The organism is Candidatus Protofrankia californiensis, assembly GCF_900634765.1.
GTDB lineage: Bacteria > Actinomycetota > Actinomycetes > Frankiales > Frankiaceae > Protofrankia > Protofrankia californiensis.
The window spans coordinates 2,049-10,020 of sequence record NZ_CAAAFT010000273.1 but is presented as its reverse complement, the minus strand read 5'-3'; the positions used below and the strand labels follow the sequence as shown (position 1 = coordinate 10,020).

The window sequence follows — 7,972 nt, the reverse complement described above, 5'->3', positions numbered from 1 at the left end:
GAGCCTTGTCGACCAGGGCCTTGTTGACCAGGGCCTTGTTGACCATGTTTCCGGCACATCGCCAGCGACCGGGGTTTCTGGAACATCGGAGGGATCACGATGAACCGCGCGTTGCGCGCAGAACTGCTCAAACTGCGACGTCGGGGGACGCTTGTCGCGATCGCGGCGGTGGCCGCGATGGGGGTGCTCGCGAGCGTCCTGGCCTTCGCCCTCGCCGACGACGCCGCACGGCCCCTTGATGGCCCCGGCCAGGGATTCGCCATGACACTGGCACGTCTTGCCGGCCCCGATGGTCCCAGCATCGGGTTCGCCGCCGGGATGACCTTTGTCGGCCTGCTCGTCTTCGTGGTCTTCACCGCGAACATCACCAGCGAGTACGGTCAGGGGACGCTACGGACACTGCTGTTGCAGCAGCCGCGGCGAGTGGCCTGGCTCGCCGGCAAGCTGGCCGCGATGTTCATGGTCATGGCGGTGGCGCTGCTGGTGGCGCTGGTACTCAGCGTGGCCACGGCGGTCGTCATGGCACAGCTCCGCGGGGTGGACACATCGCAGTGGTGGACCGCTGCGGCGGCTTCAGCCGCCGCAGCCAGCTTCCTCAACGCGCTCCTCGCCACGATGTTCTTCGCGCTTACCGCGACGGCGCTGGGTGTCCTGACCCGCTCTACCGTGCTGGCGCTGTCGATCGGGATCGCCTGGATGCTGCCGGTCGAACACATCATCCAGCAGGCATGGGAGGGCGCGACCCGGACGTTTCCGGGCCTGGTGTTCGACGCCGTCGCCCGCGGCGGCCTACCGGATGCCTCCTACGGCCCGGCACTGGCACTCGCGACCGGGTACGCGGGCGTTGCCGCGGCACTGGCGGCCGCCAGCCTCACCCGCCGCGATGTGACCGCCTGATCTATCTGATCCGTTCTATAGTCAACGGTGTTGACGACTCTTCGTCCACAGTTTGATCTTCAAGTTTCAATGGCCGCGACGATCACTAAGCAAAGGCATGTACCAGCCAGAGGGCATCAAGGCATTCCCCTCAGGTATATCTGCCAGCCCGCTTCGCCGGATCATCCGGCTGTTCGGGCGGGACGCATCAGGGCGAGTACGAGGACGCCGGCGATCAGCCCGGCCGTACCGGCCACCGCGAATGTGCCCTGGACACCGGTCACCGCCGAGGCGTGCACGGCGCTGTCGAGGGCGCGCTGGGCGCCCGGCGGCGCCGCGCTCAGCAGCGACGGCGCCTGACCGCCGGCTACCGCACGGGCCGCCCGCGCCGCGCCTTCGACACCGCGTCCGGACAGGCTGCTCTGCGCGCGAGCGGCGAACACGCTGCCCAGCGCCGCGATGCCGAAGGCGAAGCCGAGCTGCCGCGCGGTGTTGACCGCGCCGGCGGCCATGCCACCCCGCTGTGCAGGCACGAGCGCCATCGAGACCGAGCCGAGTGCGGGTGTCACGATCCCCACGCCGATACCGATCACCGCGAAGCCGGGCATGAGCGCCGGCCAGCTCGCCGAACCGTGGACGAGCACAGCTGCGAGTACGTCGCCAAGACCGATGAGAAGCAGACCGCCGCCGAGGATCCGATCGGGTCGTAAGCCGTGCAGGAAGCGGCCGGTCGACGCCGAGACGGTGAACGCCATGACCGACATCGGAAGGCCGGTCAGGCCGGCCTCGATCGGGCTGAGCCCAAGTACCGACTGCAACCAGATCGAGGTGTAGGTGAATGCGGAGAAGGCGGCGAACGTCAGCAGGACACCCGCGACGAGGACCCCGACAAACGACCGGTTGCGTAGCAGCGCGAGGTCCAGCATGGCGTGCGGCGAGCGCGACTCGATCCCGACGAAGACCGCAAGCAGCACCGCTGCCAGCGCGAGCAGCCACCAGGTGAGCGGATTGGACCATCCTTTCTCGTTCGCACGGATGATCGCGTATGTCGCGCCCGCCGCCGCCGCGGTGAACGTGACCATGCCGGGGACGTCCACCCTGCTGCGGGCGGGCCCGTGCACGTCGGTGAGCACGAACGTGCACAGCGCGATGGCGATGATGCTCACCGGCAGGTTGACGAAGAAGATCCAGCGCCATGACACGCCCTCGGTGAGCAGGCCGCCGATGATCGGGCCGACGGCCGCGGAAGCACCTGCCACCGCACCCCACAGGCCGTAGGCGCTGCCGCGGTCGCGTCCGGTGTAGGAGCTGTTGAGCAGCGCGAACGTCGTCGCGAACATGGCCGCCGCGCCGACGCCCTGCACGGTGCGCGCGGCGATGAGCGCTGCGGAGTTCGGCGCGATGCCGCACACGAACGACGACACCGCGAACGCTGCGAGCCCGGCGATGTAGGCACGGCGGTGACCGACGAGGTCGGCGATGGAACCGGTGCCGAGCACGAGTGCGGCCAGCGCGAGCGCGTAGGCGTCGACGACCCACTGCAACGCGCCGAACGACGCGTCGAGGTCGACCACCATGCCCGGCAGGGCGACGTTCACGATCGTCACGTCGACCAGCAACATGAAGGTACCGAGGCAGACCGTCAGCAACGGAAGCCACTTACGCATACCCGTCGTCGTTGCCTCGGTCCCGCTCGCCCGCCGGATCGGCGGTCCCGCGGGCTGCTGCGGATCCGTCCTGGTGCTGCGGCCCTGTTGCGTGTCGGCTCCCTGCGTCATCGGACGGACGGGACGAACAGCGCTCCGACGCCGGCTGCACCGCCGCCGTCATCACGGTCGTCGGTGTGCCCGACGGACAGGCGGGTGGGATCGTCCGGCTTCAGGGCGTTGTCGTTGTCGGGCACAGAGGTCCTTCCGTTCATAGCTGACCGTAAACACGTCCAGCCTGAACGACGTCGAACCAGAAGTCCAACAGATTGTTCTACTTACAGCTAGAATTTCTGGATATGGAGCTGAGGCAGTTGGAGTATTTCATCGCCGTAGCCGAGGAGGCGAACTTCACCCGCGCGGCCGAACGCGTGCACATCAGCCAGTCAGGGGTCAGCGCCCAGATCCGGCAACTCGAACATGATCTCGGCGCGACGCTCATCGACCGGTCAGGCCGTACCGCCACACTGACCGCAGCCGGAGCGGCGGCACTGGAGCACGCCCGCACCGTACTCGCGTCCGTGAAGGCCCTGCGGCAGGCGGTGGACGACGTGACCGGACTGATCCGGGGTCGGCTCGTGGTCGGCATGGTCACCGCCTGCACCATCACGGCGCTGTTCGACGCTCTCGCCGCGTTCCACCTCGCCCATCCCAATGTCGAGATCACCCTGTTCGAGGACAGCTCCGACCGGCTCATAGAAGGTGTGCGCACCGGTGCGACAGACCTGGCCCTCGTCGGAACGGCCGGCGCGCCGCCCCAGGGGCTGGACACGTTGCCGATCGTCAGCGAACGACTTGTCGCGGCCGTGCCGTTCGGCCATCCCCTGGCCGGACGGGACCGGGCAACTCTGGCCGAGATCAACGCGTACCCGGTCGTGTGCCCGTCCGAAGGGACCGGGATCCGGACCGTGTTCGACCAGGCCTGCGCAGCCAGGGGGATACGGCCGGAGATCGCGCTGCAGGCCAGCGCACCAGGCGCCGTCGCGGATCTCGCCGTCCGCGGGTTCGGTATCGCCATCCTCAGCGAGTCCATGACCGCCAACCACATCGGACGACTCAAAGCCCTCGCCCTTGACATCGAAACACCCGGGGTGCTGGCCCTGGTATGGACGGCGACCCAGAGCCCCGCACTCCGGCAGCTCCTTGTACACAGCCGCCAGGCGTTCGCCGGTCCGCAGTGCACGACCATGCCAGAAGCCGCCCGCTGAGTGAGCAGCCCGGTAGAGGATCCCGCACACAGATATGCGATTACGCGGCGGAAACGCGCGGCCGACGGTCCCGGCCACTGTCAGCTACTGGCCGCGGAGACCGGTCCCGACGGGTCGGATCAGTAGCGTCGGTCAGTGTGTCAACCGCCGTGTCGAGATCGTCATCCGTCTGCCCGGCTGACCGGGGCCGAGCCCGGCGGAGGAGCCGACGACGCATCGAGGACGGCGAGCGCGCAGGTCACGAGATGCCGCATGAGCTCCGGGTCCCCACCGCGGTACCGGCGGAGGAACTCCTCGGGTGGCAACACCGTGCGGCCGGCCGACTCGTGGCCGGCTTCCCAGGGGGCGAGCTGCGTGACCCGTGCGGCACAGATCACCATGTACGTCAGGTCGTGGGTGCCGAAGTAGTCGGACTCGATGACCTCGACCCGTCTGAGATCGCCCACCCTGACCCGCACCTCCTCCCATGCCTCGCGGCGTATCGTTTCCTCGATCGATCTCTCGTGCCGTTGCACATGACCGCCGGGGATGTCCAGGCCCCGGTCCAGCTCGGCGAGCACGAGCAGGTCGTTCGCGGTCACCGCGACCACGGCGGCGCTGGTCACCGCTTCGAATGGTGGCTCGACGGACGCCCCCATGCAGGTAAAGGTGCTCTGACGCGTCCGCGCGCCGGAGACCGATCGACGATCAGTTCCCTCGACGTTCATGACAGGCCTCCGCGCCGGCGGGCAGGGTCTGGACGATTGTGTGCCCGTCGACGGGACTCGACGGGCACATCAACGAACACCGACCGGTCGACTAACGGTCCTCTGCCGATGTGACTCCTGTTGGAACCCTATTGGAAGTTGCAGTGTCCGCCGTCGCGGCCGAAACCGGGACGGGCCACGTCGAAGTCCATCTGGTTGTCCGGGCCGGTGATGCTCGACAGATCATAGATGCACTGGTGGCCGGTTGCCGTGTCGTCGACGGTGACCCGCTGCGGCCCGGCGTACATCGCCCCGCTGGTCCAGGCCGTGCCGTTGCTGTAGGTGACCGCAAAGGAGGAGATCGGATAGTTGGCGGAGGAACGGGCGTCACCGCCGAAGATAGTGAATTTGATCTCTTTCGCGGCCGGGGCGGTACCGTTCCGGGTCACGGCGCCGGTGATCCGGGTGGTGCCCGGGTCCGCGAGGGTCACGAGCTTGATCGTTCCCACGTGGTAGGAGTAGGTCCAGCCGTTTGCCCGGTGGTTGAAATAGTCTACGTAGAAACGGGAGTGCACATACTCCTGGTCGAGGGTGACGTCCGGGTAGAACTCCAGGGAGAGCCCGGCCGTGCGCGCACCCCAGTCGGTCTGCAGCGAACCGCCGTTGACGAGATCCGTCTGGGTGTTGGGCATGAAGTAGCCGTGGGGGAAAAGAATACCCTGGCCAGCCGCGAAGCGCGTATAGGTGGTGTAGCTCCCGCGTACCTCACAGGCGTTTATGAAGGTGTCCCCGGTGCCGGTGCGGGGATCGTAGTTCTGGCACGGCAGGTACGGCTGCGAGGTCGAGCCGAGGACCAGGTCGGCGCCGACCGCGCCCGAGATGGGGACCGGCTGCCCGTTGCGGTCGGTGAAGCCGCTGAAGGGAATGGCGACACCGAGGCCGCGGGAGGCGCCGCCGGCGTACTGGGTGGAGTCGGCCGCCTGGGCAGGTGCGGACTGGGCGAGCAGTATCACAGTCATGGAGATGACCGTGAGCGTCGCGGTACGGCGCCTGCCGCCCGCGATGCCGGGGCGAACGCGAACCCCGCGGAACGCCGGAAAACGAGCCCGGCAGATGAGCGACCGGCGCGAGCGTGTCATCATCCTACGCCTTATCTCTGTGTGTTGGAATACAGTGTGCCAGCCGCTGCGGCGGCAAGCGGAGGAGATTGGCGTCGAGGCTAGTCCGCGCCGGCAAAATCTATATTTCTGAAGGATGAACGACGGGTTCCGGCGAGTCGTGCAAATCGTTGAGAATTTGAATTCTTTCAATCATCCCGCTGGCGTTCAACTGATGTGTAATTCAGCACGCCCGGCGATGGGGGAGCGGGGGAGCAGGCCGAAGGAGCGTCGGTTCGGAGCGACTCCGAACCGACGCTCTGGCCCGCGCCTGCCGGCAGGCGCGCAAGCAGGACCAGCAGGATCAGGTGCCGTAGGGGCGAGACGCCCTGGCGTCGCACAGCGCCTGCGCCCACCACGCGAGCTGGTCGAGCATGGTCTTGGCCGCGACGTTGGGGCCGGTTGTGTCCTTCGGCTGACCATCGGCGTCGAACTGGTCCCATGCGTTGTGAAAACTGACCGTTTCGCGGATGGTGACCGCATGAAGCTCGGCGAACACCAGACGAAGCTGCTCCACCGCGCGCAGCCCCCCGGCCAGGCCGCCGTAGGAGACGAACCCGACCGGTTTGGCCTGCCACTGCGTGTAGTGCCAGTCGATCGCGTTTTTGAGGGACGCGGGATAGGCGTGGTTGTACTCCGGTGTCACCACGACGAACGCGTCGGCCACGTCCAGGCGCGGGGTCAGGGCCGCCACCTCGGGCGCCGGTTCCCTGGTGAGCACGACGGGCAACCGCGCCTCGGCCAGATCGACGACGTCGACCGTCATGTCGTCGCGCTGCTCGGCCTGGCCGGCGAACCAGTTCGCCACGACGGGCGCGAACCGGCCTTCCCGCGTGCTGCCCACGACCACGGCCAACCGCAACGGATTTCCGGACATGGCAGGTCCTTTCTCGCTGACTCTCGATGACTTCACCGCTGGTGGTCTCGCTGATCTCGTCCCGGGCACCAGACTGGAATTTAAACAAAGGTTTAAGTCAAGCTACTGTGGTTCGCATGACACAGCTGTCCTGGAAGGCCAAGGAGATCACTGTCGGTGAGCTGGCCGAGCGCAGCGGCGTTTCCACCTCGGCCCTGCGCTTCTACGAGCGCCAGGAGCTCATCCGCAGCCGGCGCACTCCCGGCAACCAGCGCCGCTACAGCAGGGACACCCTCCGCCGGGTCGCCTTCATCCGTGCCTCCCAGCGTGTCGGCATACCACTTGCGACGATCCGGGACGTCCTGGCCGTGCTGCCCGACGAGCGCACCCCCACCCGGGAGGACTGGGCGCGGGCGTCCACATGCTGGCGCGAGGAGCTCGACGCCCGCATCCGGCAGCTGGAGCAGCTGCGTGACCATCTCACCGACTGCATCGGCTGCGGCTGCCTGTCGATCGACCGGTGTGCTCTGGTCAACCCGTACGACACTCTCGGCGAGCAGGGCGCGGGCCCCCGACGCCACCTCGAGCCGTAGCCACAGGAGGAGCCCAGCCACACGATGCGTGAACCTACACCGTAGTCAACGATGTTGACGTGCTCTCTTGGATTTTTGATCTTAAACCCAAACCGATACAAACAAAACCAAGATCATCTATCGGGCTCCGGACCCTCCGAACATGATCTCGTGTGTCCGTCGGCCCGGCGATTGCCGGTCGCCTTCCCGGGCATCTCCCCGCCGTCCCCGCAGGTGTCGGCTAACCGCTACCCTGCACGGACCTGCCTGGTCAGGCCCTAACCTACGGGTCATGCGAAGCGGGGGAAAAGCAGCACATAGACGGCCCTTCCCGATTCGGTTGCCGATGCCGCTGGCGCTCGCGGCGGCCGTTCTCACCCTGGTGGCCGCCGGCTGTGGTGGATCGGACTCCCCGACCACACCCGCCGCGGTGCCCAGCACCTCGGCCACCGGGAGCACGACCGACGCGGCACCGCCGGCGGTTACCGAGAGCGCGTCACCGTCGCTGTCGCCCGGGGCCAGGCCGGGTCTCGATGACTACGACGGCGACGGCGAACCGGACCCAACCTGCACAACCCAGGACTTCGGCGCCGGACTGGTGCTGCGCATCCCGTGCCAGATCGGGACCGCCAACACCCCGGAGAACGGCACCCGGCTGGTCAAGGATTCGCTCTACCGGCTGCCAGGCGCCACCGACGTTGACCTGACCGGCATCTCCGGTGGGCTGCTCCTGGCCCGGGACGTCGCCGGCGCCAAGGTCGTGATCGTGGTGTTCAACAGCGACGCCCTGTTCGAGACCGGCAGCAACGCCATCGGCAGCACCGACACGCTGGACGCCACCATCCGGCTGATCAACTCACGCTACGCAGGCGGCGCGATCCAGGTTCGCGGACACACCGACGCGACCGGTT

General features: G+C 67.5%; 9 protein-coding genes. 4 read left to right on the top strand and 5 right to left on the bottom strand.

The genetic code is table 11. The features are described from left to right. Nucleotides 1-99 precede the first annotated feature (99 nt). Complete coding sequence (locus DD1DGNOD_RS15030; RefSeq protein ID WP_131767058.1) at nucleotides 100-897, top strand: ABC transporter permease; 798 nt, start codon at nucleotides 100-102, stop codon at nucleotides 895-897. Nucleotides 898-1,058: 161 nt separating this feature from the next. Here the strand turns inward: DD1DGNOD_RS15030 and DD1DGNOD_RS15025 are convergent, their stop codons facing one another. Then, nucleotides 1,059-2,543 carry an MFS transporter gene (locus DD1DGNOD_RS15025; protein ID WP_131770412.1) on the bottom strand — a complete coding sequence of 495 codons (1,485 nt, stop codon included), beginning with the start codon at nucleotides 2,541-2,543 and terminating at the stop codon, nucleotides 1,059-1,061. A gap of 107 nt (nucleotides 2,544-2,650) precedes the next feature. After that, nucleotides 2,651-2,779 carry a hypothetical protein gene (locus tag DD1DGNOD_RS30525; protein WP_283234701.1) on the bottom strand — a complete coding sequence of 43 codons (129 nt, stop codon included), beginning with the start codon at nucleotides 2,777-2,779 and terminating at the stop codon, nucleotides 2,651-2,653. 102 nt (nucleotides 2,780-2,881) lie between these two features. Between DD1DGNOD_RS30525 and DD1DGNOD_RS15020 the strand changes: the two genes are divergently transcribed. Continuing rightward, nucleotides 2,882-3,790, top strand: a complete 909-nt coding sequence (locus DD1DGNOD_RS15020) for a LysR family transcriptional regulator (RefSeq protein ID WP_131767057.1) — start codon at nucleotides 2,882-2,884, stop codon at nucleotides 3,788-3,790. Nucleotides 3,791-3,951: 161 nt separating this feature from the next. Here DD1DGNOD_RS15020 and DD1DGNOD_RS15015 read toward each other — a convergent pair whose 3' ends face one another. The 3 genes from DD1DGNOD_RS15015 to DD1DGNOD_RS15005 form a co-directional block, all read right to left on the bottom strand. After that, nucleotides 3,952-4,497 carry an NUDIX hydrolase gene (locus tag DD1DGNOD_RS15015; protein WP_131767056.1) on the bottom strand — a complete coding sequence of 182 codons (546 nt, stop codon included), beginning with the start codon at nucleotides 4,495-4,497 and terminating at the stop codon, nucleotides 3,952-3,954. Between the two features lie 128 nt (nucleotides 4,498-4,625). Next, nucleotides 4,626-5,495: a hypothetical protein gene (locus tag DD1DGNOD_RS15010; RefSeq protein ID WP_241251543.1), complete on the bottom strand. Its 870-nt coding sequence runs from the start codon at nucleotides 5,493-5,495 to the stop codon at nucleotides 4,626-4,628. 442 nt (nucleotides 5,496-5,937) lie between these two features. Beyond that, a complete protein-coding gene (locus DD1DGNOD_RS15005; protein ID WP_131767054.1) occupies nucleotides 5,938-6,510 on the bottom strand; it encodes an NADPH-dependent FMN reductase in 573 nt (190 codons plus the stop codon). Nucleotides 6,511-6,626: 116 nt separating this feature from the next. Here DD1DGNOD_RS15005 and soxR point away from each other — a divergent pair, with 116 nt between their 5' ends. Both soxR and DD1DGNOD_RS14995 read left to right on the top strand, forming a co-directional pair. Continuing rightward, a complete protein-coding gene (gene soxR, locus DD1DGNOD_RS15000; RefSeq protein WP_131770411.1) occupies nucleotides 6,627-7,082 on the top strand; it encodes a redox-sensitive transcriptional activator SoxR in 456 nt (151 codons plus the stop codon). 325 nt (nucleotides 7,083-7,407) lie between these two features. Further along, nucleotides 7,408-7,972, top strand: a 565-nt coding sequence (locus DD1DGNOD_RS14995) for an OmpA family protein (RefSeq protein ID WP_241255742.1), incomplete at its 3' end; no start/stop codon positions are given.

Coding starts and splice junctions, on each gene's coding strand:
- soxR (WP_131770411.1), top strand. CDS start 6,627: ATGACACAGCTGTCCTGGAAGGCCAAGGAGATCACTGTCGGTGAGCTG.
- DD1DGNOD_RS15005 (WP_131767054.1), bottom strand. CDS start 6,510: ATGTCCGGAAATCCGTTGCGGTTGGCCGTGGTCGTGGGCAGCACGCGG.
- DD1DGNOD_RS15020 (WP_131767057.1), top strand. CDS start 2,882: ATGGAGCTGAGGCAGTTGGAGTATTTCATCGCCGTAGCCGAGGAGGCG.
- DD1DGNOD_RS15015 (WP_131767056.1), bottom strand. CDS start 4,497: ATGAACGTCGAGGGAACTGATCGTCGATCGGTCTCCGGCGCGCGGACG.
- DD1DGNOD_RS15030 (WP_131767058.1), top strand. CDS start 100: ATGAACCGCGCGTTGCGCGCAGAACTGCTCAAACTGCGACGTCGGGGG.
- DD1DGNOD_RS15025 (WP_131770412.1), bottom strand. CDS start 2,543: ATGCGTAAGTGGCTTCCGTTGCTGACGGTCTGCCTCGGTACCTTCATG.
- DD1DGNOD_RS15010 (WP_241251543.1), bottom strand. CDS start 5,495: ATGACTGTGATACTGCTCGCCCAGTCCGCACCTGCCCAGGCGGCCGAC.